This window comes from Thalassotalea ganghwensis (assembly GCF_053485795.1).
In genome coordinates this window covers 57852-74956 of record NZ_JBQRUM010000015.1, presented here as the reverse complement: position 1 = coordinate 74956, position 17105 = coordinate 57852, and the positions used below count along the sequence as shown (strand labels likewise).

The following is a 17105-nucleotide window of genomic DNA, read 5'->3' as shown; positions in this document are numbered from 1 at the left end:
TCAATGATTTCGCTCAAATAAATACAAAATAAGGTGGTCAACGGAGAATCAATTGGATATTGCGATACTAGGGGGTGGCGTCACGGGTTTAGCCACGGCCATAGCATTAAAGCAACGACACTTTAACGTTACAATTTATGAGCGTCACTCTCAAATAAAAGATATTGGGGCCGGGATAGTTTGTTGGCCTAATGCATGTTTTGTTTTAGAGCAGCTTGGCGTGCTAACTGAGCTGAAACAACTTGCAGGCCATATTAAGCAAATGCAGCGCCTTTCTTCGACTAATGAATCTTTAGGTTGCCTTGATGTTCAACTTCTCAATAAACAAATGGGGTTTCCAAGTTTATCAATTTTGAGACGCGATTTAATGAAGGTTTTAGCGCAGCGTGCTAACACATTGGGAATTAAAACGTATTTTGATCATGAGGTAAAAACTATTGAAACAGTGCGTGGAAACGCAAAGGTCAACTTTGCACAAGGCAAAGCGCTGACAGCAGACATTATCATCGGTGCAGAAGGCAGAATGAATTCTCCTGCTCGCACTTATGTTAATGGCAGCAACTACCCTATTTATCAAGGTTTTATTAATTGGGTGGGTGTTGCAACCAGCAACAAGCCACTGTTCAAAAACCATCAAGTGCTCGATTTTTGGGGTGTTGGCCATCGGTTTGGTATCGTACCGATATCAACATACTCTGCATATTGGGCAGGTGGCGCATGTGCGAAACATATCACCACAAAAGATCCTAGCCAATATGTGCACGAGCTTATGAGTATTTTTAGTGATTGGCCTGCTCCGATAATGAATACCATCGCGCTAACGCCAAACGAAGATATCAACAAAATTTTTGTCCATGATCACCAGCCTATTTCGTGTTGGCACAAAAATAATGTCATATTAATGGGAGATTCAGCCCACGCTCCACTGCCAACCTCAGGGCAAGGTGCTTGTCAGGCTTTAGAAGACGCTTGGCATTTTAGCGAATGCCTTAAAGCCAATACTTCTGACATTGGTAATGTATTTCAACGATTTACAGCACTACGATTTGAAAAAACAACCAGTATTATTAACTCGGGGAGAAACTTAGCATCATCAATTTTTAATTCGGATGAGTTTTATTGCCAACAACGGAATTTGGCTAGTAAACGCAGTGATTTCAACGCGATGATTAACGGGATGGCTAAAGGATGGTCACAAGGATTACCACTTAAAAACACTGGGTAAATCAAGAAGTGATAAGCTGCAATACTAAAATCTTCGTATACAGGATAACAACTATCCGGTAAATTAACGATTAAAATAAGAACTACGCCTTTGAAATAACACCTCTAAGACAAATTAAAGGAACTAAAAATGAAAAAAACACCCCTATTGTTGCTATTAACCTTAATGGCATTTTTCACTTTCGCTGATGAAAGTACGGTCGACTTAAAAGCTTTTGGGCAACTTTATTTTGAGCGAATGTCGGCAACACAAGCTCCTAACGCCACTAAAGCCGATATAGAGGCTTATTTGGAACTGTTAGCGGAAGATGTTGGCCATACTCACTTACCCTGGGTGACCGATGGCAGCAGAGCACCGAATGCGAAAGACGGACATCGAGAAGGTATGACCTTTTACTTAGGAGCTCACTCTGAGTTCACTAGTGAGCTACTTGATATTTATACTTTTAATCAATCTGCGGTGGCTATTCGCTATACAAAATCTGCTAAAGGAATTCATCCACAAAGTAAACAACCGATTGAGTATCAGCATGTCATGATGGAAGTACTAGAAATGGACAATGGTAAAGTTGGCGTGATCCGTAAATATCATCAGTAGCGAAATATAAGTCATATGTCGATTCAAAATCGCTTTATCAACGTAGCACTGGGTAAGAGTCGGTATTCAATCTATTTTCTGTTTTTGTTGATGATTATCGCGCCCATAGCATTATTTACCGATTATAAATGGCTAGATGCTATTGCTTGGTTAATGCTGATAACCTTAGGCTTGTTTATTTTAGCCACAGGATTAATATTACGCTCTCTTGCCATTGAGAGCGTTCATTGGCCAAAAACCTTAGCTAAATTAACCTCGAGTTCGCTAACGTACACAACGAAAAATAGTGGCAGTAGGTCATATGCGCCTATAATTCATTACGAGTTTACTGTCTCAGATGTAAAATATAGTGGCAGCTCGATAGACTTTAGTCACAATTATTCATCAAAAACTATCGCACAAAAAAAGCTCGATACCCTGAGAAAGATGCGTCCGTTCCAAGTGTATTATCAGCCTAAAGATCCAAATAATAATGTCATTTACCCAGGCAAAACATCGACTCAATCGATTCGGATCATAATCGGCGCATTACTTATTATTTTGCCACTATTATTGTCGCTGCAAATTATTGAACTTTCCTCTTAGGATAATTTACGCTAAGTAAGGCAAAAACATTCCGATTATAGGCGAGTTTTCACTACTAAAAATTCTTTAATCGCAATAAAATCAGTAGTTAACTGTAAAACTTAAATTTGAGGAAATACCATGCAATACGTTGTTATCGCTTATGATTATACCGACAATGAAGCGTTAAATCGCCGCTTAGCCAACCGCGAAGCCCACTTAGCTGGCATTAGCGAGATGATAAAACAAGGTACATTTTTAAGTGGCGGCGCTCTCTTAGACGATCATGGAAAAATGATCGGCTCTTCAGTTCATGTCAATTTTGCTGATCGCGAGCAACTACAGCAATGGCTAGATAATGACCCTTATGTTGTTGGCAACGTCTGGGAAAAGATTCAAGTTAATGAAGCAAAATTCGTCACATTATCATAAGCTTAGTTAAAACGTGAAGACCTTTCGAGGCTATTTTTACAGCAATTGACGGTGGTTATATCAGAGGCAACGCTGTGCTTTAGATTCATTAAATTCGAACAAATTTAACCGCGAAAGATCAACACCTCATAGCTTAAAAAAAAATTTTAGTTCATCTGCATCCAATGAGCTTTTTCAAGGTATCTAACCATTAACTGTTTAATATAGAGATACCTTACATGAACTTAAAACAAGCTTTGCTATTTACTAGTGCACTCATTGTTAGCCACCCCTTACTGGCAATTGATAATAAAACATTGGATTTTTCACCTCTTGAACGTCAAGTCACGGCAACAAAGTCATTAGCCAAACTTCCTTCTGGCACGTCGGTGGCCGTGGTTAAAAATGATCAAATTATTTACCTCGCAAATTGGGGATATGCTGATATTGAAGGCCAAGTCCCGGTAACTGAGCATACCCCCTACTATATCGCCTCAATTACTAAACCTTTTACCGCATTAAATGCCTTGCTCGATATCAACGAACAACGTCTAAGTGCAGATACTCCCATCGCCAGCATGTTTCCCAACCTGTCACTGCCAGCGAAAAGCGAACAAAATATTACGCTTAAACACTTACTTACCCATACCAGCGGCATTAACAACATGCCATTGGTTTTAGCGACAGCATTTAGTGGTGTTCATTCACCTAAAACCCTCGAACAAATGGTGCTAATTAACACAAGTGTTGAGCCAAACACCATTGATAATTTTCAATACACTAATGTCGGTTATAATATTTTTAGCGTTTTTGCCGACAAACACTTTGACAACGCTTGGCAAGAACGGCTTGCGTCAGGGATATTTAAACCACTCAACATGCCAAATACCTCGGCAAGAATGAGTGACTACCAAAATAAACATGTTAACGTTGCCAAACCTTACTCTTTGATGGCATCAGAGCCTACCACCCCACTTTATCTAGAAAAAGTAGACCAAACGATGCAAGCCGCAGGCGGCATGGTGTCAACAACATCGGATCTAGCCAAGTTTGCGATTGCTCAACTTAATCTTGGAAAAGTGGAAGGAAAACAAGTATTTCCTGCTGACGTTATTGCTAAGTCGCATCAACAACAAGCGACAACCGAAGCGCGTTATGAAGACTTTGAACGCGATGGCTATGCTTGGGGATGGTATATTGGTCAGTATAAAAATGAGAAAATGCTTCATCACTTTGGCGGCTTTGCAGGTACTCATGCTCACTTATCTTTTATACCAGAGCAGAAAATTGCCGTTATCATACTTAATAATGAAGATTTTTTGAGCGGTAAGCTAACATCGCTTATCGCTGATTATATCTACGGAACTTTACTAAACGATCCAGATACCGTCACACGAGTTAATCAACGTTTTGATTCTTTGAATAATAAACTTAGTGTCATCAATAAAATGCGTGCCAAACAACAAGAAAAAATAGCCGCCCGGCAATTAGTTTTATCTCTACCTAAAGGCGCTTACTTAGGGGTTTACCAACACCCAACATTAGGTGACATCGAAGTCAGCTTAACGTCAAACAAACAGCTAGCATTGCGCTGGGGCCAGCTATCAACAATAGCAACAGGCTTTGACAAAGCCGATAAACTCAGAGTAACTTTTATACCGACGTCTGGAGAAATCTTGTCATTTAATACCACAAATCAGGTAGATAGTTTAACCTTTGATGGTATGAATTTTGTGAAAAAAAGTTAAATTTACAAAAATATATTGAGCTGCATCCAAAATTGGATGCTGCCGTATCTAACCAATAACAACCCAAATAATTTTAGCGAGTTTTTTTATGTATGACTTTATGATCCCGATATCACTGCTCGTCGCTTTCACCATTATTATCTGCACAAACTTATACTTGAGCAGCCGCAATAAAAAAGATGTGCAAAAAACCATTCGACAAATGATCGACCAAGGGCAGCAACTAACCCCCGAAGTGTTGGAAAAATTAGGTAGCTATAAAACGACTAAGCAAGTTGATTTAAAGCGGTGCTTGGTATTGATCAGTCTAGCGGTTGCTTGTGTTATTTCAGGCTACCTAGTCGATTTACCTAAAGTAGCGTTTGCAATCGCTATTTTTCCACTAATGATAGGTATTGCCCTTGGTATCGCATGGAAACTTGCTCAACGTGACGACTAACCGCTGGTTGTTCTATCATCGAGAGCGTTATGATTGCTGACAACGACCTAATCGCCCGTGTTGTTTTCAACAATGATCAGCATGCGTTTACCAGTTTAGTGCGCAAATACCAGTCACCACTTCGACATTTTGTTCGAAGGTTAACTGCCGGAGACCACGCACTTGCTGATGATATTACTCAAGAAGCATTTTTAAAGGTCTATCAGCATATAGAAAGCTTTTCTGGGCAATCAAGTTTTAGTACATGGGCACATAAAATTGCCTACCACTGTTTTTTACGCGCAAAAGAAAAAGTGCATTATCAACATGAAGTTTTTGATTTAAGTGAAGTGCTAACAATGACACAAGAAACCGTACCGGAAAACGATATCATTATCGAAAAGTCAATGAAATCACTGTCAATAGAAGAGCGAACCTGCATCACGTTGTCTATCAGTGCCGGAATGAGCCATCAAGAAATAGTAACGATAACCCAATTGCCACTAGGTACGGTCAAATCACACATTAATCGAGGTAAACAAAAGCTAATTGAAAAGATGCAATCTCAGCAAGCTAACCAAGGGGAATATAATGAATAAAGAAACCGACGCTTTGTTGGAGCAGCTACTGCAATATCACAGCACACTGCCAGAAGAAACATTTATTCAAGAGATAACCATCAAAATTAACAAACGACAAAAACTAAAACAAAAGCTTGTCATTTATGCATTAATTGCGGCAGTACTTTTAGCGATGCCATTGCTGTTGACATTGAACTTAGCAGCTTTTTCATCCCTTGAATTTTTAGTAGCGTCCTCAAGTTTACTTTTATTAGCGTTATTAACCAGTTCATGGGTAACTAGCGAAGAGTTTTGACCAGTTCCCATCGTTTAGACTACCGACCTGTTTCACTTTCGACACAATTAAAACTATTTTGCTGTGTCGAAAACAACACACCTTGACACGTCATCTTCAATCAGCCAGAACCAAAATAACAAAAAAGCGATATATAACAACAGATTATAAAATTTTCTATGTTTGGCACGCGACTTGTACTTGTAAACGCCATTACTCACTTTATGTTATGAGATTATGGATACAAGACGTCAAATTCAACCAACGCCTATATGGAAAAAGTACTGGTGGCTACTGCCAATATCTTTAGTCATTTTTGCGCTCTACGCTTTAAACGCCACCTTCGGTAATGCCTCATACATCGTTGATAAAAACGAACTCGTTACTGCTGTTGTTGAACAAGGTGAGTTCAGCGTTAATGTGCGTGCAACAGGCGTTTTAAAACCATTAACTGAGCGTTGGATGTCGTCAGAGGTATCTGGGCGAGTAGAATTGGTTAATGTCAAACCCGGTGCTCGTGTCTCACAAGGGGAAATACTGGCACAGCTTTCTAACCCTCAATTACATCGCGATCTTGAAAAGGCGAGTTGGGAACTAAAAGCCTTTAAAGCTGAAAGCCACGCCGCTCTCGTGCAACTTGAATCGCAAATGCTTGATTTAGAAAATTCAATTGTTGCAGCAGAATTTAATTATCAATCAGCCAAGCTTAAGTTAGATGCTGAAACTCAACTGATGGAACAAGGTAACGCCACGGTTTCAGCGCTTGATTACCAAAAAAGTCAATTATTGGTTAAGCAGCAAATGCAGTCCTGGCAAGCCCAAAAAGAAAAAGCAAAGAAAATGAGAGCCAATATTGACGCCACTAAGCAAGCGCAACAAGCTCGTCTGGGCTTAGTCGAAAACAACTATCAACGTATTGTCGAGCAAGTTAATGCATTAAGTGTTAGATCAACAGTGTCAGGCATTGTGCAGCAAGTATCACTAAAGCTTGGTGAGCGTGCTCAAGTAGGTGATAGTGTTGCGCTTGTTGCAGATCAGCAAGCATTATACGCGCAACTGCAGGTTCAAGAAGTTCGAGCAAGAGACATTGCGCTTGGTCAACAAGTGATTATCGATACCCGCACCCATGAATACAATGCCCATGTTACTCGCATTGATCCTGCAGTAAGTTCAGGCATGGTATTGGTTGATGTCGAATTTACTGAACCACTTCCTAGCGATATGCGCCCAGAGCTTACCGTTGACGGATTGATACAAATCAACCACATCGACAATGCCCTATTTGTTAAACGACCCATGTTTGCGCCTAAGCATACTCGCATTGATTTATTTCAACTCAGTCAAAACCAGCAATTTGCCAACAAACGTTCGGTTGATTTGGGTGTCAGCTCAGTTGACAAAATACAGATACTGTCGGGCTTAGCGGTTGGAGACACCATCATCATCTCTGACACCTCCGACTGGCAAGACCATAAACAAATATTAATTAACTAACAGACAACGTTTGTTGTTACACGTACCAAATAAGATCGATAAGGAACCGATATGACCGTATTACTTAATTTAGAAAACATTGGGAAAACCTTTGTTACCGAAGAAATCGAAACCCGAGCTTTGCACCAGATCAACTTAAAAATCAACAAGGGAGAGTATATAGCCCTTAGTGGTCAATCGGGTTGCGGTAAATCGACATTACTCTCACTATTAGGTTTGCTTGATACGCCAACGATGGGCAGTTTCACTATGGAAGATCAAGATGTTTCGCAATTGTCACGCAATCAACGAGCGATCAAGCGAAGTGAAAAAATTGGTTTTGTTTTCCAATCATTTAACTTAATTTCTGATTTAACTGTATTTGAAAATGTTATGCTACCACTGACTTATCAATCCGGGTGGAGCAAAAACGACATCACACAAAAAGTGAACGCTGTGCTCGAGAAAGTGGAAATGACCCATCGCATCCATCACTACCCTTCTCAATTATCAGGTGGACAACAACAGCGTGTTGCTGTTGCTCGCGCACTAGTTAATGACCCGTCTATTATTCTCGCTGATGAACCTACCGGTAACTTAGACTCAAAAAACGCCCTAGCGGTACTTGATCTTTTAGATAAGCTTCACCAAGACGGTGCAACTATTTGTATGGTGACTCACGATCCAACAAGCGCAAAACGTGCTCAGCGCACCATTGAAATGTTTGACGGGCAGTTAATCAAAGACAGCTCAGATGAACGCATATTGCAGCAAGTTGTAAATAATCACTAGAGAAGGTAGCAAAACAATGCTTATGTCTACACTTATTGATATAAAATATGCACTGAGATTACTACTAAAGTCACCTCGCTTCACGGCAATGACTTTAGGGGTGCTCATTGGTGGATTATCTATTAGTTTGTTCACCTTTTCATTTTTATACACAACTGTCTATAAGCCGTTGCCTTTACCTGAAGGTGATAGTGCGAAAGCGGTAGCCATTTACCACAATGATAAATATCGAAATATCACTGGCTATGAATTTCATCATGTTAAAGATAATATCCAGCACTTTGAAGAATTTGGTATATACGGCACGATTAGTATACGCTTGAGTGTTGGTCAAGCCGGTCGTGATTACTCTGCCAGTTTAGTGCGTGATGGACTGTTTAAATTTAGCCGTACACAACCGCTATATGGCCGGACAATTGAGGCATCCGATACTTTGCCTGATGCAGCGCCCGTTGCTTTAATTAGTTTTGAAATTTGGCAAGAACAGTTTCAAGGTGACACAAATCTTTCAGGTAAAACACTTAGGCTAAATGGTGAAGTCACCGATATCATTGGTGTCATGCCACAAGGATACCGCTTCCCCAGTACAGCGCAAATATGGCTTCCTTTGCGCGATTCCATCTTTAATAAACCAGCGAACCTAAGCAACCAGTTTTTTGCTTACGCCAGATTAAAAGACGGTGCTTCAATAGAGCAAGCAGAACAAGAACTTGGCCAAGCGGTCAATCAGCTATATCAACAACACGTTAAGCTTTATGACCTTCCTGAACTCGTTAAAACGGCAAAAATTTTGACGTTTCCGATGGCACAAACTGGTAATGAAGGCGGTATTGTTTTCGCTTTTCTTAATGGCATTGCTGGCTTAATCCTCTTACTCGCCTGTATTAATGTGGGCAATTTACTACTCGCCCGCACTTTACAACGTCAAAAGGAAACTGCGATACGCGCAGCCATAGGCGCTACAACTCAACGTCTTGTTAGTCATTTAATGTGGGAAGGTATTATTATATCTGTATTGGGCGGAGTCTTGGCCGTTTTACTCGTTGGTGGCGCGCTAGAATACTTTAATATCCTGTTTCACTCTTGGGTTCCAAATGGCGGTTCTTTTTGGTGGCAATATGGTATGGATGGCGCGACACTATTAATGGGTGTTGTCTTTACCTTGGTGACGATTGCTTTATCATCTTTTTTACCTGCATGGCGCTCTGCCCATCAAGATGTCAATGCAACCTTGCGCGATGGTACACGCGGTGCCCAAGGCAAAAAAGCCGGTCGAATGTCAAAAATTTTAGTCACTACCCAGATTTTCTTAGTCGCCACTTTAATGATGATTGGCGCTGTTTCCGCTTATATTTCTCATAAATTAATCAATATTGATCTCGGCGATGATTACAGCAATGTGATTACTGCGCGATTTGGTGTCCCCGACGATAAATATGTTACCAAAGCAGAGCAACTGAACGTTTACCTTTCGTTAAAAGATAAAATTGCCGCTCACCCACAAGTTTCGGGTGTCATTGCAAGCAGTTGGATTGGCAAAAGTACCCTGACTATCGATGGACACGACTTCTCGCGAGAAGAAGATAAACCCTCAGTAGACACAATAACAGTCATCGGCTCCACTGAAACCTATGGCGTTAATCTAATTGCTGGACGACAATTTGAACAACGCGATGACATTAACGCCAGAAAAACCGCTATTATCAGCCAATCCATGGCGAACCGCTATTGGCCAGGTGAATCACCGTTGGAAAAAAGCTTCATTATCAATATTGGTGATGAAGAAGTGCGTGTCTATGTGATTGGTGTGGTAAGCAACAGACTAAACTCGAGCACACTATTTGGTAAACTCGATAGCGCCGATGAGGTTTATCTTTCTGGCCTGCAATTTAGCAGTAATTACTTTATTCTTTATTATCGCATCGAGCCAAACACGGCAAATCCAGAAGAGATATTTTATCAGGCGATGTACGATACTGATCGCAATATTGAGTTAACTTACTCAGTTCAACCAGCAGATCGAAACCGCAGTATGATGCGTGATAGCATGAAGCTAATGTCAAAGGTCACTTTTGTTACCGGCTTCTTTGCTCTGCTGCTAGCCATGGTAGGTATCTATGGTTTAACCGCTAATGCCGTTGCTCAAAAAACACATGAAGTAGGTATTCGCCGCGCTGTGGGTGCCAGTGATAGCGCCATTATTAAGATGTTTCTAAAACAAGGGGCGCGACAACTGGTCATCGGTTTAGGGTTAGCTACGGCATTTTTCGCCTTAATTTCCTTTGGCTTTCATCAGTTTACCGAGCGTTTATTCCCAGTAAGTATGTATTTTGGTGTGGTAATAACCGTTATTGTTGGTCTTTCAACCATTGTTATGCTTGCCATTTTGGCTCCTACTAAAACAGCAGTAAAAATGGAGCCTAGTGCGGCACTGCGCTACGAATAAAGAAAATAACGCTGCTTTGGCAACAAAACCAAAGTGGCGTTTCCTTGTGCTTAGCCATAATTTTTCTTACAGTTAACCTAAATTAAAATTATTGAATTTATTGTGAATAAAAATATCCTGATCGCTGACGATGATTTGAACGTTATCGCCAGCTTAAAGTACTTGTTAAGTGATGAAGGCTTTGATGTACTCGCGGTAACTACCCCTCAAGCAGTAATAGAAAACCTTAAAACTCAATCCGTTGATTTGTTGCTTCTGGATATGAACTTCGAGCAAGATACTACCTCGGGAGAAGAAGGTATCAACTTGGTCAAACAGGTTATGCAAATCGATGAAAACCTTCCGATTATCGTGATGACGGGTTGGGCAACTATCGATGTCGCTGTCAAGGCTATGCAAGCGGGCGCGAAAGACTTTATCCAAAAACCATGGAAAAACGAACGCATTCTGAGCGCTATTGATACCCAAATCAAACTGGCTAGTACCACCAAAAAAGCAGCACGTCTCGACCAACAAAACAAGCTATTAATCGCAAAGGAGCACCCGAGCAACCGTCAAGGCATTATTGCGCACTCCAGAAAAATGCAGCAACTGTTATCAACACTTGATGAGCTTGCCAAAAGTGATATGAGCATTCTTCTCACCGGAGATAACGGCACAGGGAAAAGCATGCTAGCTTCTTACATTCATCAAAACTCACCCCGCTCAGAGTATTCTTTTATCTCTGTCAACATGGGGGCCATCGCTGAATCATTATTTGAAAGTGAGATGTTTGGTCATGTCAAAGGGGCATTTACCGATGCGCGTGAAAACCGCATCGGTCGATTTGAAATGGCAGAGCAGGGAACATTATTTTTAGATGAAATTGCTAATATTCCGCTGGCGCAACAAGCTAAACTTTTAAGGGTGTTAGAACAGCGTCAATTTGAAGCTGTCGGCAGTAGTAAATCCCAACGAGCTGATGTCAGGATCATATCTGCCACCAATGGTGATTTGCTCAGCGCGATTGCCAATAAGGAATTTCGTCAAGATCTATATTACCGGCTTAACACCATTGAATTAAAAGTACCTGCATTAGCTGAGCGTAACGAAGATATCATACCGCTTGCTGAGCATTTTTTAACAAGTTACAGCCAGAAGTATCATCGCGATTGCCCGACACTATCAACAGCAGCTCAAATGGCGTTGACCGACTATAATTGGCCTGGCAATATTCGTGAATTGAGTCATTTAATGGAACGCGTATTGTTCACTTGCAAGTCCACAACAATTGACGCTGAACAGCTTATGCTGTCAGCACAAACTATCGAACAGAACCCAGCCTTGCAGCATGAGTTAACCTTAGATGAAATAGAAAAAGCGGCAATTTTTCAGCGCTTAGCCCACTTTAGTGGTAACGCAACTCAAACAGCAAAATCTCTTGGCTTAAGCCGCAGTGGATACTATCGCAGAGTAACTAAATATGGGCTTGATTAAGCGTCTTTGCAAGCACCTTAAACAAATGATGCTTTATCGGCAACTGCCCTTAGTGTTGCTGGTGTGTGTACCTTGTTTTTTAACTGCGGCGATAGCGTTATTAATCGCTAATATTTCCATATACTTAATCGCTTTTATTCTTATTATTTTAAGCTTGTTATGCCTCTATGTTGTTGTTGCCAGCCAGCAACAAGCAGACTATCAACTAAGAACCATTTCAAATATTGTTGAAGCGATGATCGACGGTGATTATTCACTCAGAGGTCGTTTACACACCAATCAAGCATTCGGCGAGCTGTTAGTTTTAATTAACGAGTTAGCCGAATCTTTGGCAAAACATCGTATTGAAGCCAAAGAGTCTCGATTGCTGCTCGAGCGAATCGTAGAACAAATGGATGCGATGGTTATCGCAACAAACGCAAACGGTGCTGTAGTGATGGCGAATGCTTCGGCAAAAAGACTTATTTTTGAACAAGAGCAGCTAGATGAAGAATTCTTGCTCGCCAGCAATCCGATCGGAAAACAAATTATCAACGCCCCAAGTGGCATCATTGAATTTGGCCAACAACAACTTCGAGGCGAACACTTATTAATCAAAGAAACGTTTTTGAGTGATGGTCAGCCCCACCAATTATACTTGTTAAGTAATGCCGAGCGGTTGTTAAAAGAAAAAGAACGTAAAAGCTGGCAAAGTCTCTTGCGGGTGCTCAGTCATGAAATGAACAACTCATTAACGCCAATCGCTACTATTAGTCAAACTATTGCCAAGCGTCTTTCAGGGCAACCTGCCTCTGCGGACAATGAAAAGCTCAGTGAAGGGATCGCTATTATTTCAGAGCGCGCAGATGCGCTATCGACATTTTTACAAAGTTACAGCCAACTCTCACATTTACCACCTGCCAATAAACAGACCATTGACATCAATGCACTGGTAGAACAACAGATTGCATTGTTTCCTAGCTGCCAACTTGAAAATCAACTTGAAGACAGTTTGACATTAATTGCTGATAAGCCTCAACTTGCCCAGCTATTGATAAATGTGTTTAAAAATGCTGATGAAGCAATGACTGCATGCTGTGAAAAAACGCTGACAATTAGCCAAGAAAGGTCGTCACAATGGCTACATATTTTCATTGCTGACTCAGGTAAAGGCATTGCCAATAGAGATAATCTGTTTGTTCCTTTTTACACCACCAAAACAAGCGGAAGCGGCATTGGACTTGCGCTTTGCCGACAAATTATGTTTAACCATGATGGGTTGATAAATCTTGATAATAGAGTCGATGGCCAAGGTGCCTTGGTAACACTCTCTTTTCCATTAACCTGATCGGTTAAATCAAGTGACCCGTTTTTACAAAAATTATCGTTTCTTGCTCAACATATGGATAATGCTCACTTAGGTGTGGGCTACGTATCCATGTACCTTTCGGATAGCGACCATGTTCATCGATAAACTCTCCCGACAACACAAAAATCTCTTCACCACCGTAATGGCGGTGAGGCTTAAAGCGTTTATTTTTTGGCCACTTAACCAGCGCAGTAGCTTCACATCCGTATTCATGTAACGGCATAACTTTTAAGCCCCCTTGTCCTTCAAGCCATGGAGAATCTTGAGTTTTTATTCGTACCTGTTGATTATCACCCTGTTGAAACTGATGTAATTTAACCAACAATACACAACCATGCTGACTATAAGGACTGTGCTTAAAGCCTGGTGGGTTGCGAATATAGGAGCCTGCGGGATAATCACCGGTATGATCTGAGAAAACCCCATTGAGCACGAGTATCTCCTCTCCTTTAGGGTGCCCATGTTCGCTAAAGCTCGCACCGCGTTGATAGCAGACAATACTGGTCGCGTGTCCCTGCTCAGCTTCTTCTCTTGCCAATGGTTTACGAAGCACGCCTTTACTTGGGCTTTCTTGCCAAGATTGCAGTTCAGTATTAATGACCACCTTGTGATCAAAATTCATGTTTAACACAAGTTCCTCCTACCGACAAAAATTCGAGTTTAATACGTTTTCAATCAAAAAAATGTTTAACTAATAACGAAAAACCTTTCAATGAATGTGGAATAAATGGTAAAAATGACAAATACTTAAGGTTAAATAACAATGATTAGGAACTAGTATAACACGTGAAAATTGTCTCTCTTACTCAGGATGACAACTTGTCGTTTAAAATCAACCAACAATTACGCCCTAATGATATTCAACGACTCGATATTTACTTTTCTCTACCTGATGAAATGGGTATTAATCCGATCACAACCCCAGAAGACAGTTTTTTTTACAGTAGCATCAAATCAAACATTGCTTATTTTTCTGAAGTTGTGCATTTACCCTTGGTACGAAGCCGTTTTATCAGCCAAACCAAAGGCGAAGAGCAAGATTATCGCAGTAACCTAAACTTATATGCTTATCAATTTAGACTAGCATTAGATAATGATTTAAAACAATGCCTGCAAGAGCAGGATGTTGAATTATTTTATCAAGCCGCTTCAGAGTTGCTCGAACAAACCCAATCGTTGTTAAAGAAGTTACGCCGTTATACACCACCCGACCAAAAACTGAGTTCATACTTTGAAAACGTTGATAATTATCTTAGTTGGTACACCGAGCAGTCTTTCTTGAATTTACTCGCCAATGGCCCGAAAAGTAGCGAACTCAGTGAGAGTCGAGATGCAATTTTCGAACTATGTCGTAGTGAGAGCCGATATCGGGACGAGTGTAATTACAACTCTCACCTCACCATGGATGATCCAAACCGGATAACCAATAAAATGCGTTTGCTGCAGCGCTTAAGTGAAATTGGCGTCGTATTTAAAAAGGAAACATTTAACTTAAATGAAAACCTGCGCCGTTTGGTTCGAGGTAGTGTCACAGCGGTTATCATGGGCTCAGTGATGGCAATCGTGTTAAATTCTAGAACGGTTTACACCGAAGTCACCCTATTATTGGTTGTCTTTTTAGGTATTTTATATGGCTTAAGAGAGATTTTTAGGGATGACTTAGTACGCATAGTTTGGCGTTGGATACAGCGTGGTCGACCTAAGTGGCAGTTACTGTTCAGCGATAGCCTAAAAAAAGCCAAAATGGCATATCAGACCATTTGGCTCGAATACATTAGAGAAAAAGACCTACCACCTGAAGTCGATGCATTGTTTCAAAAACGTCGTCAGCAAAACCAGCAATCTGCTGAGTTATTGCACTTTCGCTGTGAAACCAAAGTGGTTGCCAAAGATTTTATGCCAGGATTTGAAGAACTCCAATGCCAGTTATTATTTACCCTTACTCCATTCATTCGTTTTTTGAAAAAGGGCGAAGGTCGCTTATATTCTCTCGATGGTAATAAAATATCGAACCAAGGTGTTGAACGTCGCTATCAAATAAACTTTGTTGTCATGCAAAAAGACAAACATAAACGACGATTTTGTCAACGCTATAAGTTAACCATCAATCGTTCAAAGATTGTTAACATTGAAGCAATGGAGTCAGAGCAAAACTTTGAAGTCAAAGAGGAAATTAGTGCCGATACCGTTGAGTCCGTAAGTTAGCCCCTTAGAGAGCAAAACTAAAACGACAAATATTACCCGCCACCTGAATAATTGTACTATGGTTTAATAAGCACAATATCGGGGGATAAGTTTATGAATCTAGATTACCAGCATATTTTAGCCGCAGTTAATCCGCATAAAAATAATCAAAACGCTTTGGAAAAAGGGTTGACGTTGGCTCGGCGCGCTAATGCAAAGCTCACCCTGCTAATGATTTGTGCGCCAAACTCTCCATCCACATCAGAACTTAACCAGCAACTTGACGATATTGAAAGGTGCAGTCAACAAGCCAAAAAAGATGGCCTAGATGTTATTCTTAAACAAGTACAACACAAACATGACTACAAGGCAGTTTTAGAGGAACTAAACGAACAACGCTATGATCTGGTCATTAAAGAGCGCGATGCAAAGCACCATAACTATTTGGGTATTGCGACTTGTGATGATTGGCATTTGCTGCGCGATATCCAAACACCGGTTTTATTGGTGACCAGCAAAGCTTGGCAAGCGCATGGACATATTTTAACCGCCATTGATACTGAACGAGATAATGAATCTCATCAACAACTCAATCAACACCTCATCAATACCAGTTGTTATATGGCGAAGCTTCTTGACAGCAACGCTCACTTTCTTAATTGTTATTTAGGCGAACATACCAGTGTCTCAATAGAAGAGCCATCAGATAACGTGGAAATGAGTGAAAAACGTCAACATTGGCATCACCTAGTTGAATTGATAAGAGGCAATCAGCAGGTCAACAATATTCCCAAAAAACTGCACTTGCGTTGCGGTATTGTTGAAGATGAAATCGCTGCTTTAGCATATCAATACGAAGTCAACATGGTGTTATTAGGTACTACTGAACGACAAAGTTTGGTAAATACCATGCTAGGCCACACTTCAGAATATATCATCGAGAAACTCGATTATGATGTTTTGGCCATTAAGCCAGATAATGACTGGGGTTAAAATAATCGAATAGATGATAAAACTTGTTTATCAATAGCGACTTATGCGATATTAACTTACCATTATCTTTTAGTAATAAACCGAAATGAAATCACTGCTAGCCATACTTCTTTTTTCGTTTAGCCAACTGTGCTTAGCAAACAGCGCTATCCACCAAGAACTCGTCAATTATTGGCAAGAATCCAGTCGCAGTGTTGCCGAGGGCGACTTTGTAAGTTATAAAGCGAGCTTTCATCCACAAGCGATATTGGTGACGGATATGGCGAATAAAAGCTACCCTATCGGCCAGGCATTTGCGCGTTGGCAACAAGGATTTGAAGATACTAAAAATGGTAAAATCACTGCTGGCGTAGAGTTTCGATTTTCAAAGTCGTTAATAGGAGAAACCAGTGCCCACCAAACTGGCATGTTTTATTATTATTCAATAGATGAAAACGGAAAACGCAGTGACTTCATCGCTAACTTTGAAGCCTTACTGACAAAAGATGCCGGAAAATGGCAGATGATGATGGAGCGACATATTTCACAAGCAACGAAAGCAGAGTGGGAAGCCCTGCCCCCGTTGACTGATTAAA

At 40.7% G+C, this 17105-nt stretch carries 17 protein-coding genes; 16 read left to right on the top strand and 1 reads right to left on the bottom strand.

Annotation, left to right across the window (positions count from 1 at the left end; translation table 11 throughout):
- The first annotated feature begins 52 nt into the window (after positions 1-52).
- The 13 genes from ACSLUH_RS14750 (at position 53) to ACSLUH_RS14690 (ending at position 13332) form a co-directional block, all read left to right on the top strand.
- The gene (locus ACSLUH_RS14750) at positions 53-1225 is read left to right on the top strand and encodes an FAD-dependent oxidoreductase (protein WP_448568341.1); all 1173 of its coding nucleotides are present in this window, start codon (positions 53-55) and stop codon (positions 1223-1225) included.
- A gap of 129 nt (positions 1226-1354) precedes the next feature.
- Positions 1355-1822: a nuclear transport factor 2 family protein gene (locus tag ACSLUH_RS14745; RefSeq protein WP_448568339.1), complete on the top strand. Its 468-nt coding sequence runs from the start codon at positions 1355-1357 to the stop codon at positions 1820-1822.
- A 15-nt stretch (positions 1823-1837) separates the two neighbouring features.
- Positions 1838-2407 carry a DUF3592 domain-containing protein gene (locus tag ACSLUH_RS14740; RefSeq protein WP_448568337.1) on the top strand — a complete coding sequence of 190 codons (570 nt, stop codon included), beginning with the start codon at positions 1838-1840 and terminating at the stop codon, positions 2405-2407.
- 120 nt (positions 2408-2527) lie between these two features.
- The gene (locus ACSLUH_RS14735; protein WP_448568335.1) at positions 2528-2818 is read left to right on the top strand and encodes a YciI family protein; all 291 of its coding nucleotides are present in this window, start codon (positions 2528-2530) and stop codon (positions 2816-2818) included.
- Positions 2819-3036: 218 nt separating this feature from the next.
- Positions 3037-4545 (top strand): serine hydrolase domain-containing protein, encoded by a 1509-nt coding sequence (locus tag ACSLUH_RS14730; RefSeq protein WP_448568333.1) that lies wholly within the window; start codon positions 3037-3039, stop codon positions 4543-4545.
- 88 nt (positions 4546-4633) lie between these two features.
- A complete protein-coding gene (locus ACSLUH_RS14725; protein WP_448568331.1) occupies positions 4634-4984 on the top strand; it encodes a DUF6249 domain-containing protein in 351 nt (116 codons plus the stop codon).
- 29 nt (positions 4985-5013) lie between these two features.
- Positions 5014-5562, top strand: coding sequence for an RNA polymerase sigma factor (locus ACSLUH_RS14720; RefSeq protein WP_448568330.1), 549 nt, complete (start codon positions 5014-5016; stop codon positions 5560-5562).
- Positions 5555-5839: a hypothetical protein gene (locus tag ACSLUH_RS14715; RefSeq protein ID WP_448568328.1), complete on the top strand. Its 285-nt coding sequence runs from the start codon at positions 5555-5557 to the stop codon at positions 5837-5839. The genes ACSLUH_RS14720 and ACSLUH_RS14715 overlap by 8 nt, the downstream gene beginning before the upstream one ends.
- A gap of 216 nt (positions 5840-6055) precedes the next feature.
- Entirely contained in the window at positions 6056-7312 is a 1257-nt protein-coding gene (locus tag ACSLUH_RS14710) for an efflux RND transporter periplasmic adaptor subunit (protein WP_448568326.1), read from the top strand.
- Positions 7313-7363: 51 nt separating this feature from the next.
- Positions 7364-8083, top strand: a complete 720-nt coding sequence (locus ACSLUH_RS14705) for an ABC transporter ATP-binding protein (RefSeq protein ID WP_448568324.1) — start codon at positions 7364-7366, stop codon at positions 8081-8083.
- Positions 8084-8105: 22 nt separating this feature from the next.
- Positions 8106-10529 (top strand): FtsX-like permease family protein, encoded by a 2424-nt coding sequence (locus ACSLUH_RS14700; protein WP_448568322.1) that lies wholly within the window; start codon positions 8106-8108, stop codon positions 10527-10529.
- Between the two features lie 102 nt (positions 10530-10631).
- Positions 10632-12005 (top strand): sigma-54-dependent transcriptional regulator, encoded by a 1374-nt coding sequence (locus tag ACSLUH_RS14695; protein ID WP_448568320.1) that lies wholly within the window; start codon positions 10632-10634, stop codon positions 12003-12005.
- Positions 11992-13332, top strand: a complete 1341-nt coding sequence (locus ACSLUH_RS14690) for a sensor histidine kinase (protein ID WP_448568318.1) — start codon at positions 11992-11994, stop codon at positions 13330-13332. The genes ACSLUH_RS14695 and ACSLUH_RS14690 overlap by 14 nt, the downstream gene beginning before the upstream one ends.
- A gap of 4 nt (positions 13333-13336) precedes the next feature.
- Here ACSLUH_RS14690 and ACSLUH_RS14685 read toward each other — a convergent pair whose 3' ends face one another.
- A complete protein-coding gene (locus ACSLUH_RS14685) occupies positions 13337-13984 on the bottom strand; it encodes a cupin domain-containing protein (RefSeq protein ID WP_448568316.1) in 648 nt (215 codons plus the stop codon).
- 155 nt (positions 13985-14139) lie between these two features.
- Here ACSLUH_RS14685 and ACSLUH_RS14680 point away from each other — a divergent pair, with 155 nt between their 5' ends.
- From ACSLUH_RS14680 to ACSLUH_RS14670, 3 genes are all read left to right on the top strand, one after another.
- Complete coding sequence (locus ACSLUH_RS14680) at positions 14140-15558, top strand: hypothetical protein (RefSeq protein WP_448568314.1); 1419 nt, start codon at positions 14140-14142, stop codon at positions 15556-15558.
- A 93-nt stretch (positions 15559-15651) separates the two neighbouring features.
- A complete protein-coding gene (locus ACSLUH_RS14675; protein WP_448568312.1) occupies positions 15652-16530 on the top strand; it encodes a universal stress protein in 879 nt (292 codons plus the stop codon).
- An 85-nt stretch (positions 16531-16615) separates the two neighbouring features.
- Positions 16616-17104: a nuclear transport factor 2 family protein gene (locus ACSLUH_RS14670; protein WP_448568310.1), complete on the top strand. Its 489-nt coding sequence runs from the start codon at positions 16616-16618 to the stop codon at positions 17102-17104.
- The last annotated feature ends 1 nt before the right edge of the window (position 17105 follow it).

Excerpts from the sequence above, each read along its gene's own strand:
- ACSLUH_RS14675 (WP_448568312.1), top strand. The coding sequence starts at position 15,652 with ATGAATCTAGATTACCAGCATATTTTAGCCGCAGTTAATCCGCATAAA.
- ACSLUH_RS14705 (WP_448568324.1), top strand. The coding sequence starts at position 7,364 with ATGACCGTATTACTTAATTTAGAAAACATTGGGAAAACCTTTGTTACC.
- ACSLUH_RS14700 (WP_448568322.1), top strand. The coding sequence starts at position 8,106 with ATGTCTACACTTATTGATATAAAATATGCACTGAGATTACTACTAAAG.
- ACSLUH_RS14735 (WP_448568335.1), top strand. The coding sequence starts at position 2,528 with ATGCAATACGTTGTTATCGCTTATGATTATACCGACAATGAAGCGTTA.
- ACSLUH_RS14710 (WP_448568326.1), top strand. The coding sequence starts at position 6,056 with ATGGATACAAGACGTCAAATTCAACCAACGCCTATATGGAAAAAGTAC.
- ACSLUH_RS14715 (WP_448568328.1), top strand. The coding sequence starts at position 5,555 with ATGAATAAAGAAACCGACGCTTTGTTGGAGCAGCTACTGCAATATCAC.
- ACSLUH_RS14740 (WP_448568337.1), top strand. The coding sequence starts at position 1,838 with ATGTCGATTCAAAATCGCTTTATCAACGTAGCACTGGGTAAGAGTCGG.
- ACSLUH_RS14690 (WP_448568318.1), top strand. The coding sequence starts at position 11,992 with ATGGGCTTGATTAAGCGTCTTTGCAAGCACCTTAAACAAATGATGCTT.
- ACSLUH_RS14670 (WP_448568310.1), top strand. The coding sequence starts at position 16,616 with ATGAAATCACTGCTAGCCATACTTCTTTTTTCGTTTAGCCAACTGTGC.
- ACSLUH_RS14725 (WP_448568331.1), top strand. The coding sequence starts at position 4,634 with ATGTATGACTTTATGATCCCGATATCACTGCTCGTCGCTTTCACCATT.
- ACSLUH_RS14745 (WP_448568339.1), top strand. The coding sequence starts at position 1,355 with ATGAAAAAAACACCCCTATTGTTGCTATTAACCTTAATGGCATTTTTC.
- ACSLUH_RS14720 (WP_448568330.1), top strand. The coding sequence starts at position 5,014 with ATGATTGCTGACAACGACCTAATCGCCCGTGTTGTTTTCAACAATGAT.
- ACSLUH_RS14730 (WP_448568333.1), top strand. The coding sequence starts at position 3,037 with ATGAACTTAAAACAAGCTTTGCTATTTACTAGTGCACTCATTGTTAGC.